Annotated in this window: 9 protein-coding genes; all 9 read right to left on the reverse strand. The window is 43.0% G+C overall.

What is annotated here, in order from left to right; genetic code table 11:
• Positions 1-387: 387 nt before the first annotated feature.
• Complete coding sequence (locus DN752_RS00845; RefSeq protein WP_211324109.1) at positions 388-1959, reverse strand: RagB/SusD family nutrient uptake outer membrane protein; 1572 nt, start codon at positions 1957-1959, stop codon at positions 388-390.
• 88 nt (positions 1960-2047) lie between these two features.
• Positions 2048-5068: a SusC/RagA family TonB-linked outer membrane protein gene (locus DN752_RS00850; protein ID WP_112782215.1), complete on the reverse strand. Its 3021-nt coding sequence runs from the start codon at positions 5066-5068 to the stop codon at positions 2048-2050.
• Positions 5069-5949: 881 nt separating this feature from the next.
• Positions 5950-9054, reverse strand: coding sequence for a chondroitinase family polysaccharide lyase (locus DN752_RS00855; protein WP_112782216.1), 3105 nt, complete (start codon positions 9052-9054; stop codon positions 5950-5952).
• A gap of 213 nt (positions 9055-9267) precedes the next feature.
• Positions 9268-9912 (reverse strand): hypothetical protein, encoded by a 645-nt coding sequence (locus DN752_RS00860; RefSeq protein ID WP_112782217.1) that lies wholly within the window; start codon positions 9910-9912, stop codon positions 9268-9270.
• A gap of 111 nt (positions 9913-10023) precedes the next feature.
• On the reverse strand, positions 10024-11520 hold the full coding sequence (locus DN752_RS00865; protein ID WP_112782218.1) for a sulfatase family protein: 1497 nt from the start codon (positions 11518-11520) through the stop codon (positions 10024-10026).
• A 1-nt stretch (position 11521) separates the two neighbouring features.
• Entirely contained in the window at positions 11522-12781 is a 1260-nt protein-coding gene (locus DN752_RS00870) for a glycoside hydrolase family protein (protein ID WP_112782219.1), read from the reverse strand.
• A 535-nt stretch (positions 12782-13316) separates the two neighbouring features.
• The gene (locus DN752_RS00875; RefSeq protein ID WP_112782220.1) at positions 13317-14828 is read right to left on the reverse strand and encodes a RagB/SusD family nutrient uptake outer membrane protein; all 1512 of its coding nucleotides are present in this window, start codon (positions 14826-14828) and stop codon (positions 13317-13319) included.
• Between the two features lie 16 nt (positions 14829-14844).
• Complete coding sequence (locus DN752_RS00880; RefSeq protein WP_112782221.1) at positions 14845-17838, reverse strand: SusC/RagA family TonB-linked outer membrane protein; 2994 nt, start codon at positions 17836-17838, stop codon at positions 14845-14847.
• Positions 17839-18221: 383 nt separating this feature from the next.
• Positions 18222-22343: a hybrid sensor histidine kinase/response regulator transcription factor gene (locus tag DN752_RS00885; RefSeq protein WP_112782222.1), complete on the reverse strand. Its 4122-nt coding sequence runs from the start codon at positions 22341-22343 to the stop codon at positions 18222-18224.
• Positions 22344-22526 lie beyond the last annotated feature (183 nt).

Genomic DNA, 22526 nt, shown 5'->3' on the forward strand with positions numbered 1-22526 from the left:
TAATCAATAATTGGTCAACCAATTTAAAGTTATCCAATTACAGTTCCAAGCTTTTAATAAACATATTTAACAAATCGTAGGATAAAGGTTCAAGTACACTACCTCATCATTGGTTTTCTGATGACCACTGTATGTTTACTTTCTTCCATACTATTACTAATTAACGGACAATAATTTCCTTAATAATAGTTAATAGTTATCTATTTTCTAGTCTTTGCTGTACTGGCCGTTAGTTTTGATACTTCATGTTTACTAAGGAGATTGCCGGGATTTCCATAATTTGAAAATCCCAGCGCTCTCATTCCCAATTCCAAATTAACTATTTACACGGCTGTATTTAGACTTAGAATCGACACTATTCACAAAGCTTCCGTTACAATTATGTTATTACAGTCCTTCATACCCCGTGTTTTGGGAAAGGCCCGGCAATAGATCTACATCTACATAATACTTGGGCCATAAATAATCCACTGCTGGATCAAAGTCCCTGTCTTCCAAAGCTGGAGCTGCACCGGTAAAGACATTACCCATTTGCCTACGTGCAATATCATACCAACGAACTCCCTCGAAAGCCAATTCCAATCGACGTTCTTCCATTATTTCGGCTATAGTGATTCCGCCCGCATGGTCAGCAGGTATTGGACTTGGTGGATATTTGGCATCTCCAGCGCCAGCAGCATTTCTGGCACGTGCTCTTACCCTATTGACATATTGTACTGCCAGGTCATTATTGCCCAACTCTACTGCCGCTTCCGCAGCGATCAAAAGCACTTCTGCATATCGCAAAATAATAGGCTTAACATTAGAATCCCTCAAACTGGCCCCTTGGGCAGTGCCCGTTCTCAGTCCAGCTTCCCCCACTGCTCTGAAATACTTGGCAATAGCGGGTCTAGCTACGTTTTGGGAGATATTGTCCCATTCGGTAAACGGATAGTCCGGTATTCCCTGATAGGTGATGGCTGTATCCAGGCTGACTGCTTTTCTGTAGTCCCTTCCGTCCCATTTTTCATAAACACTCAATTCGGGAACAATGGCACTCCAGCCTGCAGCTGCTGCATTTAACGCTTCGAACCTTTCATCTCCTCTGGGACCCGTTATGGAGGTCATCTGATCCGTACCTGCATTGGAACCTCCAAGCTCCCCTGGAGTGATGTTATGGTTGTCATTAGCTATCATATTTAATTTGAACAATACCTCTGAAGAAGTATAGTCGGGAGCAAAGATATCATAGTAGTCATTGTCCAATGCCACACCGTATTGCCCTTCATTGTCGATGACATGTTTGGCATTATCAAATGCACTCTGCCAATCTCCTCCTTCTGCTGCTTCGGAAGTAGCCTTGGTCATGTAGACCGACGCCAACATACCATAAGCTGCAGCCTTACCTGGGTGGGACCGATCTGCTGGCACGTCGACCAGCCATGTCTTGGCAAATTCCAAATCGGAAATTATCCCTGCATAAATCTCAGGTACGGAAGACTGGGAAACGGCATACGGATCCTCCAAAGGCTCCCCGTTCATATAGATAATCTCTCCAAATAACCTGACATAAACATAATGGACGTAAGCGCGTAAAAAATACGCTTCTGCTACTACCGGGTTTATTTCCTCTTCAGTCCCTGACACCACATCCTTGGCATTGATTACCGTATTGGCTGCAGCCAGGATTTTATAGCCCATTGGCCAAAAAGCATTTACCAGTCCATTATCCTGCTCCATCTGCATAAGGTCACAGGCATGTCTCCTAGTGGCGGTGCCGGGGTCACCTATGCCACACATGTCTGAGCGTACCAATAGTGCCAACGACAGCTTACGGCCATAAAATTCCTCACGGGCAAGGAGGTAATAGCCCCCATTTACTCCTGATTGTAATTCCGATACGGTTTGAAACAAACCTTCAGGAGCCAAGACACCAACAGGTCTCTCTTCCAAATCCTCGCATGACATGGAAAAAACCATGATTAGAGCGAATAGTATTGAGGTTATATATGAATTTTTCATGATTTCCTTATTGTTAATTATTGACAATTTAAAGATCGAGCTTTGATTAAAATCCTAGATTTAGTCCGACAGTAAATGTCTTCACATTCGGATAACTACCATAGTCCAGTCCTAAATTACGGTTGGAGTCCGCATTATCGGTACCTTCACCTTCATTTTGGTAAGCCGCTTCAGGATCAAGCCCCGAATAATTCGTAAAAGTCAACAGGTTTTGGGCACTTACATACACCCTTAAGGAACGTATTTTTATTCTGTCCAAGATGGTATTGGGAACAGTGTAGCCCAATGCCAGGTTTTTAAGACGTACATAACTTCCATCTTCTACCCATCGGGATGATATTTTGAACGTCCTGTCTGTATCAGCTGAAGGAATACTTCCTCCTGGGTTGTTTACTGGATGATATCTATCCAGTGCAGCAGTGGATACATTGTTGGTTCCCCTGAAGGATTCCAGTTCCATCCTGGTCAAATTAAGCATTTCGTTTCCGTGGACACCTTGGATAAAAATATTCAAGTCGAAATTTTTATAGGTAAAGTCGTTATTGAACGACCAAGTAAAGTCCGGATGTGGGTTGCCTATGATCTTACGGTCAGCGTCGGTAAGCCTACCGTCTCCATCCAAGTCTGCGAATTGCTCTCCCCCTACTTTCTCATCTGAGCCCTCTAGCAAAACGTCTTCCGGCTGGGTAACCCCTTCGTAAACATATCCATAATAGACACCCATTGGCTGGCCTTCTTGAAGCAACATGAAACCGGTGGAAATATTAAAGTGTCCAGGCGCATTTTCATATTGGATGGTAGAATCCGGTAATGAAAGCACTTCGTTTTTGTTCATGGCAAATACCAAGTCGGAATCCCAAGTGAATTCGCCTACTAAGTTTCTCGTGCTTAGCATCGCTTCTATACCAGAGTTTCTAATTTCACCTGCATTCTGAAGCTGGGTAGCTGGATCTTCGTCCACTCCCAAAAATGATGGAATGGGGCGATTAAACAATAAATCAGAGGTTCTTTTGTCGTAATAATCGAAGCTCAGATTGATCCTATTTTCTAATAATCCAAGGTCCACACCTACGTTCAACTGGGAAGTGGTTTCCCAAGTCAAGTTAGGATTGGCCAAACTACCCAATATCAAAGAACCCTCACCAGGTCTATTGGAGTATTGGGCCACCAAGGTAGCCAAGGATTCGTATGCTCCGATGCCCTGATTGCCGGTTAGACCATAACTGGTACGTATTTTCATTTCGGAAATCGGCTCTACAGACTGCAAAAAGGCTTCGTCACCAATATTCCATGCTATCGCACCTGAAGGGAAATAAGCCCATTTGTTATTCTCTGCAAAATTGGAAGCTCCATCATATCGGATGGTACCAGTAAATACGTACTTATCCATCAGCGTATAGTTTGCCCTGGAATAGTAGGATTTCAGGATCCGTGTAGAAGTCCCTGAAGTAGGTGGAGTATAATCTGCACCACTTCCTAAGTTCCAGTAACTTACCGCCTCGGAAGGGAACAAGCTGGATCCAGCTGTCATATTCTCTCCTACCATCTTCTGATAAGAGTAACCATTGACCCAATTGATCCTGTGTATTCCAAATTCCTTATTGATGGTGAAGTAATTTTCAGTAAGCAAGTTGGTGGATTTATCAAATTCCAACAGCGCAATACCTCCATCGCCACCTCGTATCAATTGGGAAGACCTGAATTCACCTTCTCTAAAAGAGGTCACGCCAGCGCCTAGGGTAGACTTAAAGGTTAACCAATCCAAAATTTTGAATTCTGCAAAAGCATTGGTCTGAAACCTGTCCGAAATCCGTTCTCTATCAATTCCATTGGCGATACCTACTGGGTTATCGATATTATCACCTAGCCTAGACTGGGTAAAATCTCCGTTCTCATCTCGCACTGGAGTATCAGGCTCCAATCGTGCAGCTGCACCTATTACACCTGTTTCACTAGATCCACCTGACTGCTCTTGGGTCAACACCCCTTCGTCAGTACTTCTTCTTCCGTAAAGGTTCACGCCTAATTTCACTCGATCCGATACGTCAAAGGTCAAGTTACTGGTAATGGAATACCGCTGATATTTGGAATTGTCTACCACACCCTCCTGCTCAAAATGTGTTCCTGACACATAGTATTTTACGGCTTCACTTCCTCCACTGACGGATACCTGATTGTTCCAGATATGTCCAGACCTAAAGATTTCATCCTGCCAATCGGTGTTGACATTTGGATTATAATCGTAAGCAGGTAAAACCTCCAATATATAATCCCTAAAATCATCGCCTGAAAGAAGATCAAGACGGTCACTGGTGTTTTGGAAGGAATAGGAGCTGTTTACATCTACTTTTGTCTTGCCCACTCCGCCAGATTTGGTCGTAATCAATATTACTCCATTGGCAGCACGTGAACCATAAATGGCTGTAGCGGAGGCATCCTTTAAGATCTCCATGGACGCTATATCCTGAGGAGGTGGCATCTCTCCTCCTACAAACCCATCCACTACAACAAGTGGCTGACTACTGGCATTAATCGAACTCCCTCCTCGGATCTTCATGCTCATCTCAGCTCCTGGCTGACCACCATTGGTAGATTGGATCTGTACCCCCGGTGCGCGACCTTGAAGGCCTTGAACAGCATTCAATGTAGGGTAGGCATTTAACTCCTCAGACTTGACAGAGGATAAAGCTCCCGTATTGTCACTTTTCTTTACAGAACCATACCCTACCACTACTACTTCTTCGAGGTCTTGGAGATTGCCTTCCAAGGAGACGTTGATGACAGACTTACCTGACACCTGCACCTCTTGGCTTTCAAATCCCACAAAACTGATTTTCAAAATAGCTGAAGACGGATCTGAAAGTGTGATGGAATACTGACCATCTATATCCGTAGTGGTACCGTTAGAGGTTCCTTTTTCAATAATAGTGGCTCCTGGAATACTCTCGCCACTCTCCGCAGACTCAACTACGCCCGTCACTATACTTTGTGCAGACGCTACATACGACATCAAGCACATGGCAATTATTGCCACATACCTACTTCTTAACAGTAATTGTCTTTTCATGATTAAAATAACTGGTTATTAGGTTGTATTCTTGATTGACCGTCCAATTAATTGGTTGACCAATTAATGGATGATCAATATAAAGGATAAAAATCAGGAATAGCAAGAATATAGGAAGGAAAATTTTATGCAATGGTCTATCATAAAGAGACAAAGCTGGTTATAATAACCAATGACCAAATTAAAAATGATGGTGTATCGCCATCTGATTGAAATATGGCTAATTTTGATAAAATCTGATCAAGTGAAAAGTTAGGGGCAATTTTTTTACATCCAATTATGATAAGGTTAATCCAGTTTATGCAGTAGGAATCGTTATCGCCTGTCCCGACAGCGAAAAGAGTTGAAAGTGCAAAAAAATGAGGTTGTTTGGAGATTGAGGCGACGGATGGTGAACCTGTCTAGCGGCCCATAGCCGTCAGGCTAACGCATGTAAGTTGCTAAAAATCTATATCCTTATTGATGTATGTACTCTTCACAAATGGCCTATGGGGATTTCAAATCCCCATTATTCCGGTTCCGGGATTACAAAACCCGAACCGCTAATTGTCGGACTCATCGATCCCGGTGAGCGCCCATGGTAAACATTCGGTAATTGAAGATGGATAAAGAATCTCAAATGTGATGTACCTATGGCACATTACAGAGGATTGATGCCCGTGGCTGTTACCAAGCTTTCATACCTACGGCATGATGCTTCCCTTTCTTGCGAAACAGTGTACCGTCCATATGGGCAAACACATAGCGCTGTCCATGGCTATGGATGTTACGCCCTTTCAGGGCTTTTTTTTGCTACTTGACTTTTCCAATTTAAGAAAAAAAATCAGGGCAAATCATAATCATTTGTGTCACCTGTCTCGCCGAGGTAAATCAGCGTTACATCATCCCCCCAACTTTTCCGCTTGATCCAGAATACTCTCTTCATCAACAGGTTCGTTGGTTTTGCTTAACTCTAGGTAACAAGGTATTCCGTCTACACATTCGAGCTGAACGCTTGTCGTATTTTCACTTCCTGAAATTTCTGATCGCATAACCCCATCACCTATTACCTTCCATTTGCCCTCTAGGCTTATGGTTAAAGTCACCGGCTTACTATAGTTATCAAATCCATTTTTCTTCTTGGGGTTGTCCGGAAAATTAAGATCAGGATTTACTGCACTTATTTTCAATGTTCCTCCTTGGGCCTTCTTGACCATTACCAAGCTAGGTGCAGAAATGGCACTAATCAAACTGTCCCCTGTAAATTTCGTGGCATCGAAGATCACATACGCTCGAGTAGATGATGTATGGTCTTCCACTATGTGTGCATATTCATCAGCTTTCAATATATCAAAGTCATTTGGGGCTTTTCTTCCAAAACCCTGTACCTTCTTGTGCTCCATAAATGGATAGATGACATACTGATAACTTTCTGCCTTGGGAACTTTGCCATGATCTATCCAAGCTGTAGCAAAATTCCCTTGAGTTGTTTTATTTCCATCTCCAAGTGGGTGCATGTTACCTGTATTCACCGAATATTTGTTATGATAGGAATCTTGTTTTGCCATGGAAAAGATGACATTGCTGCTATCCAATAGATAATAGCCGTTACCATAATTATCGATAATCCACTTTGTGGTTACTCCCGAATTGGGAAATCCCTTCACAGTGCCTTGGGCAGCAGTAGTGATGGTTTGATGCTGAGGCCGTAATTCAGATTGGAATAGATTTGTTTGTACTGGGTGCATTAAATCATCACTGCTAATTCCCGTACCTATACAGATGAGTTTATTTCCAAAAGAGAAAACGGACTTTTTAGCTTTTAGGTTACCCGGCAACTCCACTGTTCTGTCTTCTGCCAATCCATCGGCATTTTTTCCAACACCGGCATTTAGCACCATTCCAAAAACGCCGTTTCCTTCCAGCTGCGTGGCCCCTGCAAACGTCTCTTCTGACAGGAACATCAACAAGGCCATTTCAGTCTCCAGCTCTTCAAAAGGCATAGGAAGTACAGTAGTGCCCGGAAAGCGATTCCAATCCCAGCCTGCCTCCACGACTCCACTGGCTTCTTGACCTCCTGACGATAATAATTGTACGCTTCCATTGGCAGGGTACCTTCCGTAGCGATTACTGGCGGGGTATATTTCGGATGACCATACATATTTACTGTAGCCTTTTATGATGGCTGCCCAGTCTCCATTTCTATGAATGGCCGTAGCCCCATAAGGCAAGGATTTGTAAGAGGGCAAGTTAGATTTTTGGATACCCAATGCACGGAATTCCTGTGCTTTTCCCGGGTCTTCTTTCCCCCATAGGTACAGGAAATCGCCCGCTACTGCTGGGTCCACATTCTGATCACCACTAGGACTTCCAGAAAGTGCCATCAAATAAAAGGCGTCTTTTAAACCACTTATACTGTTCTGGCCAAATGGATGGCGCCCTGCGTTGCCAAATCCCCAATCGTAGGTGTGGCTATATCTAGTGGTGGTCAGTAGCGCCCGTCGGAAATTATAGTGCCCAGTTTCTTTAATATTGAAGGTGGTGCCTGACAAACAATAAAAAAGTTTTGGAACCTCATAGAACGCTCCCATTCCATAAGCAGGATAATGCCCGCTGTGATGCCAAGTAGTACCATCTGCTTTGAAGCCCCACTCTTTATCTTCCTGTGCTAAAATCACACTTAAATAATTGGAAAATGCAGTCAATAAAGTTCCCTTCTTATTCTCCCCTTCGGTCAAAAACACACTGGCCAAATGATTAAATGACTGGGTGTTGAGGTAATCGATATTGACATTAAACGCCTCCTCATCATCCAATATCATCCCAAAATTACCTAGCCATTTGATGCTATTACCCACTTCTGTCAATAAGCCAGCTTCAGCAAGTGGCTCGCTCATAAGGTAAAAAGCTTCCGTCAACTCCCTCGTCTGATAGCCTATATGGTGTCTAGTACCTCCCGAACTTCCTTTTTGCCATCCTTGGTCCAAGTAATACCTGGCTGCCAAAATAAATTTCTCCTTGATAGATTGCTGGTCTTTATCATCAGGAACTGCAAAATACGTAGCTGCCATGTTCTTGATGATCACACCGAAATCCCGTATTTTGTTATGAACCATCGGTCCTTGTTGGAGACTATCATAGTACACTTCTTGGAGGTTAAACGTCAATGGAGGCCCCTTCACTGTTCCCTTATCTTCCGTAATGCCCAATGAACCAAACGCTTCCACGACCTCGGCCATTCCTCGCTGCTCCATTCCAGAAAGCAACATACTGTCTAGCCTCATTTTAACCAGTCTCATATCTTCCTTTTGAGCCTTGGTGACAGGATTTATTTCCATATTCTGCAAAAGCTCCCAGTTGTAGATTAGGGGCATCCAATGGTCTATACTATGGTCTTGGTCCTTTTTCAGAAAAGGGACGATTTGGTCTGGATACTGATGCCTGTCATCTTGATATTGGGAAAAAACTATATCATCAACAAACAAACAACCCTCCGAAGCAGTCCCGGTCAATCTTAACCTATCGAAATCTACCGCTTCGGTCTTGGACGGCACATCCCCTTGCATTTCATAAAATGGCACCCTGATCGTGCGCCAACCATAAAAGTTTACCGGGATGGTGAACCAATAGACTTCTTTACGATCACGATAAAAAGCTACTTTTATAGTTCCAGATTGTGGGGACTCACTATAGATCGACAGATTAAACGTAGGACTTGCCGGAAATAGCTTGGTAAATTCCTTTTTCGTAGGATCAGGACCTAGTAGTGACAAATGACTGGTTTCTATAAAACTGTTTGTACTATCCCATTCCCATCGGAGAGATGTATTCCCAAATCGTTGATGATCACTACTTAATCTTATGTAGGAATCTCCAGAAACTTCATACCTACCTAGTATCCCACTACTTTCAAACGACGTTACATAGGGTTTCTTTTCTTGGGCCATCGTATGAGCAATGCCTCCTAATAGAGTAAATAGGACCAATAAAACTAAGCTGTTTTTCATCTAAATTAATTTGTAGAAATTCTATAATAATTGGGAAAATAAACCTCCTTCACCTTATTTAACCCGGAATATGCATTAGCCTATCTACGCCACGGCGCACAGGTGTTGCGACCTGAAACTGCTTCAAAATCAGTCGTTTCACTTTAGTTTTCGGCATAACCGTAGCGGTGCTACGCTAATGCCTCCAAACTAACTGATAATGCATAAACCGGGTTAATTCTTGTTCAGGTTACCTCGGGATATTTCCCAATAGGTAAAATATGCACTTTTCTTGTTTGCCCTTTCTTCGCTGGACTTAAAGTCACTTACCAAACCAACCATACCTTTCAAGGTCTTGGAAGAAATCTTTTTCTTGGAAATATGGGCAAGGACATTCCCTGTCCCCGCTTGTAATACTTTTAAATTTATGGCATTATGGGAGCTCTTGGATGATATTTCCATCTCTAGCTCCAGCTCTCCATCCAACGCCTTTCCCAGTGGGTTATCGATATGGCCTATGTTCGGGTCACCGATAAATAACGAACCATTGGTTCCTATACCCGCCTTTAGACCAATGGGATTAGCCGGGCTATCACCTATACGATTACAGCCAATACAAAACCCCACCCAATTGACTCCTCTTGTCTCTACGTGGTCGTTATAAAACCCTAATCTGGTTCTGATCGAAAGAGTCCCTTTGTCGCGGGCTATACTATCGTTTTTTAGCATCAAATATTGGTTTTTATTGCTGACCATACATGCTAATTTGCCTTCTTCCACTTTCCAACTAGCAGGATCATTTGCGAGCAGCAAATCACCTGAATCATTCACACTGTAATGATCAAAATCAATTCTGATGACGGCCTCATCCCTTCCCATCGAGGAGCAACTTAACAAGAGCAATTGAACTACTATCCAAAAACTAGCGTGTAAAGTAGACCTGTTATTCTTCTTAGTACTGATCACAATAGTCATTGGTAGCATATATGATCACAAACTTAATTGATGTTTTCTTAACCATGGATCCTTTTTTTCTTCCAAAGCCTTCAGCAGTTTCTCATGGAGCAATTTGGCCAAATCCGGGTCATCTGCTGCAATGTTATGCATTTGGAAAGGATCATTGACATTGTCGTACAAGAAGTGGTGCTTTTTGCCACTCTTGTCATAGGTGATTACATAAGTGGCTTTACTGGTCTTGATACCACGGTGTCCAGAGGCTGGTTGCCCTGCTTCGATATAATAGTACAAAGCATAATCCGGCAACTGAGGTGAATTTTCAAGAATTTGGGTGGAGAGATCACTCCCATCCAGATCCCTTGGGATTCCGTCGGTGGCTCCCATCAAGTTCAATAAAGTGGGCATTACATCAGGAACACTTATAAAGGCGTCACTTTCTTGGTTTGCCTTGATCTTTGCTGGCCAACGAATAATAAAGGGAATATTGATTGCTTCATCAAACCACACATTTTTCGACATTAAACCATGGCTACCCATCATTTCTCCATGGTCAGAAGTAACCACTACGATTGTATTTTCAGACAATCCTTCTTCTTCCAGTGCGGCCAACACACGGCCTATTTGTGCATCCACTCCTGTCACCATGGCAAAATAATCCTTGGCATGTTCCTTGGCCAAATCTGTTCTTCCCCGGGTACCTCCTGGATGACGTGCCAACTCCTCTGTAGTGTTTCCAAACCGAACATTCTCCCTTACCAATAACTCCTCATTACTTTTGTTTTCATAGGGTTTCAGGTATTTGGCAGGTACTAGTGGATAGGGAGGATGGGGAGGATTAACCGACCAAAAAAGGGCAAATGGCTTATCCTTGTTTCTATTTTCATCGTTTTTGATGTAGTCAATGATCACTTCTGCTTCATGTTTTGCTGACCACTCCTGCACTTCTTTAAGTTCATCTTTCGGGGCATTATTGACCCAATAGTGAGGCGAATGGTGTTGGTCAAAAGTGCCATAGGAATACCAGAAGTTAAACCCATGCCGATCCTCTGGGGGTGTATATGCATCCCAAATAACAGAATCTATTCCCGGGATTGGGGCTGGAGAAGTCAGGTGCAACTTCCCCACATAGCCTGCATCATACCCATTCCTTCTCAATATATCGGAAAAACTTACATCTTCCTTTTGCCAAGAATTATTGTACCGGTACCGAGCTGAGTTGCAATTACTCAATACTGAATTATGGTAGGGTAATTTGCCGGTCATCAACATGGCCCTATAAGGACTGCAAAGAGGAATATTGCTGATGGCATTATTAATAACCATTCCTTCTTTGGCCAACTGGTCCATATAAGGGGTGTGTACAGGGTCTTCGTTGTTAACCCCTATGGCGGCATTCCTAAGCTGGTCAGGAAAAATAAAAAGTAGATTGGGGCGCTTTCCGGCCTCATCCTCCTGTGCATGGCAGGAGAAACATACGATCAGCACAATCCCAGCTAGCAGCTGAAAGACAGGTTTACTCCTCGGCTTCATCTTATCGGCTGGTTGTTAGTTTTGATAACCTATCCAATGCTTCGATGTAATAATAATCTGCATAGATCAACGCTACATCTATCTCATGTCCCAAAGGTTTGGCCCCAGTTGAGTGCAATAAAAAGGAATCGGATTTTCCATTTCCCGAGTATTTCTCCGAACTCAGGGATTGTAGCATGGCAACTGCTGCCTCCATGTATTTTTGTTGTACATTCTGGTCATCTACCAATGTGCTCAGCTCTATTAGCCCAGAAGCTACAATAGCTGCTGCAGAGGCATCTCGCTCCTGCTGTGGCAAGTTGGGCGCATCAAAATCCCAATAAGGTACCATGTCATCAGGTAGCAGGGACAAGTACTTATCTGTGATCTTTATCGCAAAATCCAAAAATTGTTTATCTCCTGTCTCTCTATACACCATGCTGTAACCATAAATCCCCCATGCCAAGCCTCTGGCCCACCTGCTATCATCTCCATAGCCTTGCTTGGTATGTCTGTGGAGCACTTCACCAGTCAGGGAGTCATATTCCAAAACATGCCAAGATGTATAGTCTTCCCTAAAGTGGTTTTTCATGGTGGTCTCTGCATGATTGACCGCTATTTCATAAAACCTAGCATCCCCACCATGTTTTGCTGCCCAAAACAACAGCTCCAAATTAAGCATATTATCTATTATGGTAATATGTTGTTTCCACCGCGGATGCATTTCATTTGACCATGATTTAATCGTCCCCACTTCGGGATTATACCTACTGGCCAATGAAGCTGCCGAAGTCAGTAAGATGTCCTTGTATTCCTTCTTGCCTCCTAGTTCATACCCATTTCCATACGCAGGAAACATCATAAACCCAATATCATGGTGCGCTGTGATCGTTTTGAATGATTCGAATACCTCCGTCCTCTTTATCGCTTCATTTTTCCACTTTTCTTTTCCACTCAGATCATACATGTACCAAAGAATACCTGGATAAAACCCTGATGTCCATACCAATCTACCATTGGGCACTTGCTTCCACTCCTGCTGGTCTGTTTCTATTAACCTAGGATGTTTGGATAGATCTGTTACTTTTTGGATGGTTTTCTCCAATTGCATTTCACACACCTTCACGGCTTCAGCTATATCAAACGCTTCATTTGGACTGTTATCACTTATATTGTGACTATTCTTTTCCTCCTTTGATGGAGAGCTGCAGCTGATCGATGCCACCGTACATGCCACTAAAAGTAGCTGAAGAATGTCTCTATTTTTGATGGGTTGATTCATTATTTTCTTTAATAGGTTCACTTTTATTATTATATCCTATTGCCGGCATTCCAAGCCGTCCTACCTCCTTCACTTTTACTTCTGAAATAGGGGAAGAAATTGGAAGAGGAAACCATTTCCCCTTCCTTCAACCCGAAATATGCATTAGCCTATCTACGCCACGGCGCACAGGTGTTGCGACCTGAAACTGCTTCAAAATCAGCCGTTTCACTTTAGTTTTCGGCATAACCGTAGCGGTGCTACGCTAATGCCTCCAAACTAACTGATTTTCTTGCAATTTCAGCTCTCACTACGATTCCTAACGCATAGTCCGGGTTCAACCCGAAATATGCATTAGGCTGTCTACGCCACGGCACACAGGCATTGCGACCTGATCCGCTGTGGCGGACAAAAATCGGGTTCAACTTCCCTCAGGTTAGAAGTGCACAGATTACCATTACCTAACGGGTGACAACATAAACTTTTAGTCAATTAAATTGACTTTAATTCAATATGTAGACAATTGTCATTTATTACCCCAGGAATGGCTCCGTGCTTACTCATCGAGTTGAGGTGCCACAGTGATTTCTGCTTCAGGGATTTTGGCGAAGTAGTTTGCTGGACTAGTATCACCGGTAACAGGACCTACCAGCTCTTCAGAGGAGCGGTTTGCAAGTGCATCAGCCACTCTTTCCATTCTGGTCAAATCATCCCATCGTTTAAACTCCCCGGCCAATTCCCATTTTCTTTCGGTATAGGCCATTTCGGCGAGGTCACCGGTAGTAATATCCACTGTAGCATTGGCTTCGTCCACAGGAAGCTCATTAGCTCTTCTTCTTACCATGTTCAATGCTTCCCAAGCGGCAGGGCTACTGCCTCCTGAGCGGCCTTCTGCCTCTGCATATAAGAGTAGGAGGTCCGCATAGCGCATACAGTAGGTGGTCATCATAGTTACGGAGTTATTCGTGGCTATCTCATCCTGATAGCCTGTGACCTTGAGGAACATAGGATGTCTTTCGTCTGTAAAATCTTCCCAATAAATGGTTTCTCCATTAAACTCAACTTCTGTCCTATAGGTATTTTCCTTTCTAGGTCCTTCCGGAAAATCATTGAAAAAGGCTATCTCTGCAAAGATCTCCGCCCAGCCTTGGACATCACCCGGATACCCCGGCCGGCCGGTATGCCGATTGGAATAAGGGCCCTGATTGATGTTGGCGGCATGGCCTAGTCCAAACACAATTTCCGTATTGAACCTGTTTTCGTCTTGGATCGACCATAATGTCCCCATATCTGGCACCAGGGCAAACCCATGTCCTTCGGCATTATCGATGACCTGCTTGGCGCTGCTGGCGGCCATGGCGTATTTTGAAGAATCCTTCAATGGCCATCCCGCCCAGTGCATGTACAGCTTGGCCAAGAATGCCCTAGCGGACCCACTGTTAGGTCGAATGGCTGCCGGCACGCCTGGGTAGATAGCTGGCAACATACTTTCTGCCATTAGGAAATCACTTTCGATCTGTTCATAGATAGTCTGAAGATCAGTCCTTTCCATGTCCACACTTCCAGTAATGTCAGTAGTGATGACCAATGGCACTTCTCCAAATGTCCGTACCAAATGGAAATAGGAAAACGCCCGCAGAAAATAGGCCTCTCCTATCAAGGCGTCTATGCTTGCTTGATCTCCTGAACTGATGTTTTCAGCATTGGCAATAATGTTATTGGCCTCTTTGATGGTGGCATAGGGCAAATTATAACCAAGCTCCACACCACTGGTCAAGGAGCTCATTTCCATTTTGTCGGCATCTCTAAAACCCTGCTTGTTCTTTCCACTGTGTGTGGTGACATCATCCCCTCCGTAAGACCTCATCCAAGTATGGGCCCACTGCATACTAGCCGTGAATTTCCTGTACATTCCCACCACGGCCGCTTCCAATGCTTCCTCAGAGTTTAATGAGGATGGATCCAGTCTTGCTTCCGATGGATCTTCTTCCAAAGTACATGCTGGAATCATCACGATACTTGCGAAAAGTACCAAGAGTGCGGAAAATTTGATCTTTATATTTATCATGATTCAATGCGTTTATTTAAAATCCAATATTTACACCAAAAGTATAGGTCCTCGAGTTGGGATTAGCGCCATAATCAATGGATGACGCAGCGCCATTTCCGGCTCCAAGGGAACTCGCTTCGGGGTCAAATCCTGTGTAAGAAGTCAACGTGAAGAGGTTCTGGGCACTGGCATAGACCCTAAAACTACTGAAGGGGCCTTTATCACCAAGGTTATACCCCAATGCCAAGTTACTTAACCGAACAAAGTCACCTTTTTCTACAAACCTTGTTGAGTTGATAAACAAGTCTCCAGATGCAGGTATTTCTGTTTGATTTTCGGGTGTCCAGTGATTCCGATATTCCCCGTAAGTGGGCAATGATTGCACTCCTCCAGCCATGGATATTTTTGCCCTGGTAAAGTTCATCACATCAAATCCATGCACTCCTCTGATCAAGAAATTTAAGTCGAAATTACCCCACGTCATCGTATTATTGATAGCCCACGTATGCTCAGGTGTGCCGTTGCCAATGACATCCAAGGCCACATCACCGTCACTATCAGTGAGGTATTTTGCACTACCTGGAGTACCTCCCGTTTCACCTGTTTTATAGGTTCCCATAAATGTTGCTCCATAAAATTGTCCCATTGGCATGCCTTCTTTTAGCAGGACATAAGCACCAGTGGAGTTGGCCACCCCTCCTACAGGGCTGATCAAGATCTCATTTTGACCTTCAGTCAAACTTTTGACTTCATTTTGGTTATAAGAATAATTCGCATTGACATCCCATTGAAAACTGTTGTTATTGATCAGGTGCGTCTGGAGGCTCATTTCCCATCCACTATTGGAGACTTCCCCGACATTACGGGTGACTGCACCACCTCCCACAAAATAAGGTAATGGTACATTGAGCAATAGATCGACCGTATTCTTCCAATACTTGTTGATACTAAGATTGAACTTTCCGTACAAGAATGTCAGGTCAGCACCGATATTGGTTTGCTTGGTTGTTTCCCAAGTGAGATCAGGATTGGCAATATCTCCCAAAATCAATCCCCTAGCTTCGGTAGTGCCATTGATTGGATAGTCTTGTCCTGTCTGTAACGTATTATAGGTAGAATAGGGAGTAATGGCCTGGTTGCCTGTTTCTCCATATCCGGCCCTTAGTTTCAGGGTTTCGATCACGTCCCCCATGACATTTTCAAATTGATAAGCTGCGGATGCAGATGGAAATACCCCTACTTGGTTTTCTGGTCTAAAACGTGATGAAATATCCGTTCTTAGTGTAGCGGTCAAGAACAATTTCCTATCAAAATTATACTCCCCTCTCCCCATATAAGAAACTATTTTACTTTTGCTCAGGGAGGCATTTACTGAGGGAGTTGTTCCCAAGTTCAGCGAGTAAAAATTGGCTGGGATGGTATACTGTCCAGAGCCAGCCGAAAAACCTTTATTGACAAACTGCTGAATTTCAAATAAACCGGTTACTTTAAGGTGATGAAGGTCGTTAAAACTTCTATCCCAAGTAAGGATATTGCTGTTTTGGAGTGTCGTGGACTGGCTGGTGGCCCCTGATCCTACTGGATCGCTCAATACGGTACCTGCAGGAATTCCCCTGTAGGATTCATTTAACACATTCCGATGAATCAATCCACCAATAACGGTCAATTTTAAGTGGTCTGTAAAATCATAGCTCACATTAAAATTGGAGTTTATGATGCCCGTGGTAGCATTGAGTTCTGACTCTAACCTTTCCGCTACCGGATTGATCAACCCGGAGCCATTGGAAGAAAGGAGGTTATAATTTCCGTTTTCATCCATGATGGGCAATGTAGGATCCCATCCCAAAACGGCAATAATCCCTGCTCTGGTATCTGATGAGGATGAACTACCACCGGAAACCAAGTTTAGGGTCTTTTCGCTGCTACCATACATATTAAGCTGAACAGATAGCTTATCTGTTATATCTGAATCGATATTGGCCCTTAAAGAGTAGCGTTTATAATCTGAGTTTAGCGCTATTCCGGACTGGTCCAAGACATTTCCTGAAATGAAGTAACCTACATTGTCACTTTTTCCACTGACAGACAACTGTACATTATTGGCATAGCCATTTTGAAAATACTCATCTTGATAATCAGTCCCCCCATCTATCACCGGCAAATCGAACATGTTACCAAATTCTTGTGGTGACAATACATCGATGCGATTGGTAACGGATGATATAGAAGTAAAGGCACTAAGACTGACGTTGGCTTTGCCGCTTCCTCTTTTGGTCGTCACCAAAATCACTCCATTGGCTCCTCTTGAGCCATATATCGCTGTAGCTGAAGCATCTTTGAGAACTTCCATGGATTCCACGTCATTGGTATTGATCGATCTTAGGTCGGCTCCGATGACACCGTCGATGACCACCAGTGGTTGGTTGTTGCCATTGATTGAGTTGGCACCGCGAATTCTGATCTGAACATCCGCCCCGGGCACACCGGAACTTTTGAGTACCTGTACACCAGCTGCCCTACCCTGCAAGGCATCTTCTACTCTGGTGACCGGTTGCTTCTCAAAGTCCTTGGCGGACACACTGGACACCGCTCCAGTAAGGTCGCTTTTTTTGGTAGTGCCATATCCTATTACCACCTGCTCTTCAATCGAGAAAATATCTTCTTCCAAAACGACCTCGATCTTTGCAGCATTGGAGATATCTACCTCTTGGGTTTTCATACCAATAAAAGAAACGATCAATGTACTCGCATCATCCGGAACGTTGCTGATCGCAAAATTTCCGTCCATATCAGTAACCACTCCGATACTGGTTCCTTTTACTAAAACGGCCACACCTACTAGCGGCGCACCTTGTTCATCCCTTACATTACCTGTCACTTCCTTGGCGACCATGTAAGTACCTTTTTCTGATAACGTCGAACCAGCCAAAGCTTGTGGGTGAAAAGCAATGCATAAGTTCAACATCGCACTTAGCCCTATATAATACCAGGGCTTGGCGTTGTTTAATATTTTTAGAATTCTTGCCATAAGACGTTGTTTAGATTGGTTAACTATGACAAATCTTGGTAATTGGCCTTAATAACCAAGGGGGATAATTGCTCATTTTGGAGGGACAAATCGGTCAAAACAGGCCTGTATCGTCAAATTGGCCTTTATCCCTATTTTACTTATTGATTAATTGTTCATTAAGTCTATAAAAAGAAACCATTAAGCCCAGGATAAAAGATAAGAGAGAACTGATGGGGCACATACAAAAAGCCGGTACCTATGGCACCGGCTTTGTAAGTATAAATTCCCCAGCCTTTGTCCTATTCCTTCAGCATTAGTTGGGTCGAAGAGTCTCCGAATTGGTCAGTGACCATAAGTACGTATACTCCTTTTTTTAGGTGTGAGAAAGAAAGTTACTATCCTCATTGTTTCAAACCACCTGCTTTTTCATTTTGATGATCAAGGCCGTTACGGTAGACAGAGGGGAGGCAATTAAACAGTGCTTTAAAGGAATCCCTAAAGTATTTTTTATCATTAAATCCCAACTCAAATGATATCTCCGATATGGTCATATCTGACTGTTTTAGCAATTGGGCGGCGCGTTTTAGTTTTATAGTACGGATAAATTCGGAGATAGACTGATCCGTAAGGTCCTTTAATTTCCTGTATACTACCGATCTGCTCATAGCCATTTCGGAAACCAAAAAAGCCGCATTGAATGCTTCGTTTTTCAGGTGCTTTTCCACGATGGTAATGGCCTTGTCCAAAAACTCTTCGTCCGCTGAACTCACAGTGACCTCTTTGGGCTGAAGAATAATGTCCTTCTTGAATTTTTCTATCAGCAACCTCCTGGAAGTAATCAAATGATCAATCCTTATACATAAAATTTCTGCATCAAAGGGCTTGGTAATATAAGCATCTGCTCCTTTTTTGTACCCTGATTTTTGAAAGTCTTCTGAGGTTTTGGCTGTCAGCAACACGATGGGGATATGGGAAGTCCTGATATTTGATTTTAGAAGGTCACATAACTCCATTCCATCCATCCTGGGCATCATTACATCACTCAAGATCAAATCGACAGGGCGGGACAAGGCAATCTTCAATCCGGTTTGACCATTGCTTGCTTCATATACATTGTATTTTTCATGAAGAATGCTGCAAAGGTGCGCTCTCAGTTCTCCATTATCTTCCGTTACCAAGATAGATGGTTTATGGGGGTCGCTGTTTGGTGACTCCGTTAGACCTTCTTCCTCCTCCAGCAATTCATTCTTTCGGATCACTGTACTATCCATACCCAACATCACTTCTTGTTCCTCTTCTTTGACCAGTTGATCAGCCCGAATATGTGCATTGCCTAGCGGGAGCTTTACTGTAAATGTGGTTCCTTTACCTTCTTCACTCTCTACTTCCACAGTACCTTGATGAAGCGCTATGATGCTTTTGCTAAGTGCCAAACCTATACCAGACCCCGTTCTTTCACCCTGCTGATAAAACCTATCGAAAACGTAGGGCAGGCTTTCTTTGGAGATCCCTTTTCCATTGTCAGCTATGGTTATCACCGCATACCCTTCTTCTTTTTCCTTTTTCCTGGCCTTGGCAATGGACAGGGAAATATGGCCATGATTTGGTGTATACTTGAAGGCATTTGACAGCAAGTTAAAGAGGACTTTCTGAAGCTTCATTCTGTCATACCAAAGCTCCATAAATTCAATTTCCGAATCAAAATCCATTTGGATATTTTTAATATTGGCTATTTCTTCAAAAGCCAATTTGACCTCTTTTACCAGGGCGACGAGGTCATGTTTATTCGCCTGTAATTGTAGTTTCCCTGCTTCATTTTTCCTAAAATCCAGTAGCTCATTGATCAGCTGCATCAGGACACTTGCATTTCTGAACATTACTTTATGTTGCTGCTGAATAAATGCATCTCCTTTGTTTCCTTGCATCATCCGTTGCAACGGCCCCACAATCAGGGTCAGGGGAGTCCTAAAATCATGTGAGATATTGGTAAATAGCTGCAATTTCAACCTATTTACCTCTTCGATGCGTTCTTTGGCCAACCTCTCTTCCCTCAGTTCATTCTTTTCTCTACTTCTGATCAACCAATAACGCCTTCCCTGATGGGTAATCAATAGTACTATCAAAACATACAAACTATAGGCCCACCATGTTGCCCATGGTGCTGGCTGAATGGAAATAGGCAATACAGCTCCTTTTTCGTTCCACAACCCATCATTGTTGGAGGCCTTGACCTTAAACACATAGTCTCCGGCATCCAAGTTAGTGTAAGTAGCAGAGTGCTTATTTCCTATATAGTTCCATTCCTTATCAAAACCTTCCAGCATATAGGCGTATTGGTTTTTGTCAGGCTGAGAATAACTTAAAGCCACAAAGTCGATATTGATCACATCTTGGTCATAGTTCAGATCGATTCCTGATACGTCTTCAGTAATATTCAGAAAGGGTTTATTGTGCACGTCAATGCCTGTAATGGCTATTGGGGGGATAAAGGTATTTTCCTGAATAGCTGCAGGGTCAAAAAGATTTAACCCATTGGCTCCTCCAAAAAGCAGCTCACCCTTCGCATTCTTTAGAACGGCTCCATAGTTAAACTCATTGCTTTGTAGTCCATCCGAATCCTCGAAATTCTTGATCGTTTCCGTATAGGTGTTCATCCTTGAAAGCCCCCTATTGGTACTAAACCATAAGTTATTCCTATCGTCAGGTAAAATCCCGTATATAATGGCACTTGGCAACCCTTCATTGACACCATACTGAACGCTGGATTTTTTATCTTGATCATAACAAAAAACTCCCTCTCCCTCCGTTCCGACCCATAATTTATTCTCCTCATCCAAAAATAGCGATAGCACCCATTTCCTTTCAACTTCATGACGTTGGCTGGAATATTCAACTTGCTCCACCTCTTTTGTTTTGGTGTTGATTTTAGCAATGCCTTTATCTCCTCCTACTATGATATAATCCCCATTGTCGGATGATATAATGGTGAATATTATTTTACTGATTTGCCCATTAGGGTCGGGAAAACGCCGGACCACCCCATCCTTAGCATCCAAAACATTGAGTCCTCCGCCTGAAGTACCGATCCAAATTTTAGCTTTGCTATCTTCATGAAGTGCTATCACCCTATTATCCGCTAACCCACTATCGCGTCCAGGAATATGTTGATAATGCTCAAATTTGAAAGGTTTATTTTTCGGATTAAGGTAATTTAGCCCTCCTTCATGGGTGCCAATCCAGAACCCTCCTCTATAATCCTGAATGATCGCCTTCACATTGTTGTTGCTCAGGCTATGCGGGTCACTTTTATCATGGGTAAAATAGGTGAATTTACCCGTTTGTTGATCATAGAAGTTGATGCCACCACCTTCTGTTCCCACCCACAAGTTGCCTTGTTTATCCTCTACGATAGAGCTGACTACTTTATAATTGAGCTTTGTATTATTGGTCCCTGCGGTAAAATGCTTAAACAAATCAAAACTCCGGTCATAATGATTAACCCCTCCGGCATAGGTCCCTATCCATATATCCCCTTTGCTGTCCTCACAAATATCGTAGACTGAATTTTGGCTTAAGCTATTGGGATTGTTTTCATCATGCACCAAGTGCGTCATTTTAGTAAGTGATCTATCCAATTGATAAAGTCCCTTGTAGGTGCCTATCCACAAATTACCCATATGATCTTCTTTGATGGCCCTTACCTCACTTGATATGGATTGGTTGCCCACCTTGAACGCTTTGAATCCGCCTTCCTCCTCATCTAACTTGGCAAGTCCACTTCGAATCCCCAACCAAATCCGCCCATTACTATCCTCATAAATAGTACTCAGCTGATTTTCATTTTGCTCCCTAGCCAAACCCGTTGGGTAATCATACTCTTGTAAAGCCTCATTTACTGGGTCATATAAAAAAATATGGTGAACAGTTTTGATCCATAGCTGACCGTCCTGTGACTTAAAGATAGACCTGATGATAGCGCTTCCCAGCTGTTCTTTTATTTTCCTGTTGGAGGAAATATCTACGTAACTTCCTGATGCTATATCAAATTTTGCAAGCCCATAATTTGTCCCCACCCATAAGCGTTCCTGGTCAACAGGGAGGATATTGGACACATTATAATCACTGGTGTTTTTCCTTGGAATATGAGGAACGATCCTTTCAAAGGCCTTCTCTTCAGGAATAAACTTGTTCAATCCATTCTGGGTACCTACCCATAAGGTACCTAAGCTGTCCTGAAAGAGAGATTTTATAATTCCACTGCTGAGACTATGCTCGTCCTCATGGTCATATCGATAGGTCAAAAACTGATCACCATCGTATTTATTTAACCCATCTCTGGTGCCAAACCACAAAAAGCCCTTATCGTCCTGTAAAACACATAACACAGAACTTTGGGACAGCCCTTCTTTGAGCGAAATATTCTTGAATTTGACCGTATTGGAATTCTTAGGAATTGATTGGGTGAATCCTTCATTTGATACCTGCACCAACAACAAAAACAATATGAAAGATCTGAAAACCATTTAGAAACCTGCTAACCTTTAAATTATTATTATTTGAAAGTTAAAAAACTCACAAATTAATAACAAGATATCTATTGAAAGTAGCAAAAGATAGTTGAGGTCTTTTGATAATACGCTTTGTTGCCAGTAGGTTTTATTTCTCACGGAATGCACAGAAAACCCAGAATGAAACAACGCTTTTCT

Origin of the sequence: Echinicola strongylocentroti (genome assembly GCF_003260975.1) — a bacterium.
In the GTDB taxonomy this organism is placed as follows: Bacteria; Bacteroidota; Bacteroidia; order Cytophagales; family Cyclobacteriaceae; genus Echinicola; species Echinicola strongylocentroti.

Coding starts and splice junctions, on each gene's coding strand:
- DN752_RS00880 (WP_112782221.1), bottom strand. CDS start 17,838: ATGGCAAGAATTCTAAAAATATTAAACAACGCCAAGCCCTGGTATTAT.
- DN752_RS00875 (WP_112782220.1), bottom strand. CDS start 14,828: ATGATAAATATAAAGATCAAATTTTCCGCACTCTTGGTACTTTTCGCA.
- DN752_RS00870 (WP_112782219.1), bottom strand. CDS start 12,781: ATGAATCAACCCATCAAAAATAGAGACATTCTTCAGCTACTTTTAGTG.
- DN752_RS00865 (WP_112782218.1), bottom strand. CDS start 11,520: ATGAAGCCGAGGAGTAAACCTGTCTTTCAGCTGCTAGCTGGGATTGTG.
- DN752_RS00845 (WP_211324109.1), bottom strand. CDS start 1,959: ATGGTTTTTTCCATGTCATGCGAGGATTTGGAAGAGAGACCTGTTGGT.
- DN752_RS00850 (WP_112782215.1), bottom strand. CDS start 5,068: ATGAAAAGACAATTACTGTTAAGAAGTAGGTATGTGGCAATAATTGCC.
- DN752_RS00860 (WP_112782217.1), bottom strand. CDS start 9,912: ATGGGAAGGGATGAGGCCGTCATCAGAATTGATTTTGATCATTACAGT.
- DN752_RS00885 (WP_112782222.1), bottom strand. CDS start 22,343: ATGGTTTTCAGATCTTTCATATTGTTTTTGTTGTTGGTGCAGGTATCA.
- DN752_RS00855 (WP_112782216.1), bottom strand. CDS start 9,054: ATGAAAAACAGCTTAGTTTTATTGGTCCTATTTACTCTATTAGGAGGC.